The sequence below is a fragment of the Acinetobacter sp. ANC_7503 genome, from assembly GCF_056780035.1.
In genome coordinates this window covers 1-1,786 of sequence record NZ_JBWYJA010000026.1, presented here as the reverse complement: position 1 = coordinate 1,786, position 1,786 = coordinate 1, and the positions used below count along the sequence as shown (strand labels likewise).

Sequence of the window (1,786 nt, the reverse complement as noted above, 5' to 3'; positions counted from 1 at the left end):
GATAAAGATATCGCTGAAGCGAAAAAGATGATCGAAGCTAAGCGTCATAACTTCTTTAAATTAAAAATTGGTTCTCGTGCTGTAGAAGCAGATGTTGAGCATGTTCTCACCATCAAAAAAGCGTTAGGTGCTGATATTTCTATCCGTGTCGATGTGAACCGTGCTTGGTCTGAGTTAGAAGCGATCAAAGGTATTCAGCTTCTGCAAGATGGTGGTGTGGATCTAATTGAACAGCCATGTGCGATTGACAATATTGATGCCATGGAGCGTTTAACTCGTCGTTTTGATATTGCCATTATGGCGGATGAGTCATTGATGGGTCCAAGTACAGCTTATCGTTTAGCGAAGCGTAATGCTGCTTCTGTGTTTGCTGTAAAAGTTGCTCAGTCTGGTGGCCTACTCGAAGGTCGTGATGTAGCAACCATTGCAAACCTCGCTGGTGTAGATCTGTATGGTGGCACGATGCTTGAAGGTTCTGTTGGCACCATCGCTTCTGCACATTTGTTCTCGACCTTTGAGAATTTGGCATATGGCACTGAATTGTTTGGTCCATTGCTGTTAACTGACGAAATTTTAAAGACCCCGCTTCAATATCGTGATTTCGAATTACATCTGCCTCAAGGCAATGGTTTAGGTATTGAGTTGGATTTAGACAAGATTGACAACCTTCGCCGCAAATAAGCGACGTGATACATCAGGAGTGAGACATGCTGTTTCATGTACGAATGGATGTGAACATCCCACTGGATATGCCAGTTGAAAAAGCGAATGAGATTAAAGCTGTTGAAAAGGCGTATTCGCAAGAGTTACAGCAACAAGGCAAGTGGCGTCATATCTGGCGAATCACAGGTCAGTATTCAAACATCAGTATTTTTGATGTGGAAAGCAATGAAGAGCTTCATTCAATTTTACAAGGTCTTCCGCTTTACCCATATATGAATATCGAAGTAATGGCGTTAAATCGCCACCCATCTTCTATCCGTGAAGATGATCGTTAAGTTTTAAGTGTCTTGGCTTGATTGATTCAGGCCATGACATCAATACATCCAGAGGTTTTTTAGCGTAATTTTAAACAAGGATTGTGGCAGCGAGCTCAAACACATTAGAAGTCAGCCACCACACAGCAAGCATACTTAAGGAGAAATAGTATGAACCGCGAACAAATTAATGCTTTAGTCAAAAAAATGAACGTTGATACTGCAACAGGTCCTGTTGATGAACGTGTTCAGCAAATCGTTGTACGTTTAGTATCTGACTTATTCCAAGCGATTGAAGATTTAGATTTAAGCCAATCTGAAGTTTGGAAGGGTCTTGAGTACTTTACTGATGCTGGTCAAGCAAACGAATTAGGTCTTTTGGCTGCTGGTTTAGGTCTTGAGCATTTCCTTGATTTACGTGCAGATGAGAAAGATGCTCAAGCAGGTATTACAGGTGGTACTCCACGTACAATTGAAGGTCCATTGTATGTCGCTGGTGCACCAGAATCAGTTGGTTTTGCACGTATGGATGATGGTTCTGAAGAAGGCAAAATCCCAACTTTAATTATTGAAGGTATCGTTAAAGATACTGAAGGTAACATCATTGAAGGCGCTAAAGTTGAAGTTTGGCATGCAAACAGCTTAGGTAACTACTCGTTCTTTGATAAGTCTCAATCTGACTTCAACTTACGTCGTACGATCTTCACCGATGCACAAGGTCAATATACAGCATTAACCACAATGCCTGTAGGTTATGGCTGCCCACCAGAAGGTACAACTCAGTTTGTATTAGACAAACTTGGTCGTCA

Annotated in this window: 3 protein-coding genes; all 3 read left to right on the top strand. The window is 41.5% G+C overall.

The genetic code is table 11. The annotated features are described in order from the left end of the window. The coding region (locus AC1M9M_RS14790) for a muconate/chloromuconate family cycloisomerase (protein WP_481596706.1) at positions 1-681 on the top strand (681 nt) is incomplete at its 5' end. A 26-nt stretch (positions 682-707) separates the two neighbouring features. Then, positions 708-998 (top strand): muconolactone Delta-isomerase, encoded by a 291-nt coding sequence (gene catC / locus AC1M9M_RS14785; protein WP_092766278.1) that lies wholly within the window; start codon positions 708-710, stop codon positions 996-998. A 150-nt stretch (positions 999-1,148) separates the two neighbouring features. Further along, positions 1,149-1,786, top strand: a 638-nt coding sequence (locus AC1M9M_RS14780) for a dioxygenase family protein (RefSeq protein WP_481595225.1), incomplete at its 3' end; no start/stop codon positions are given.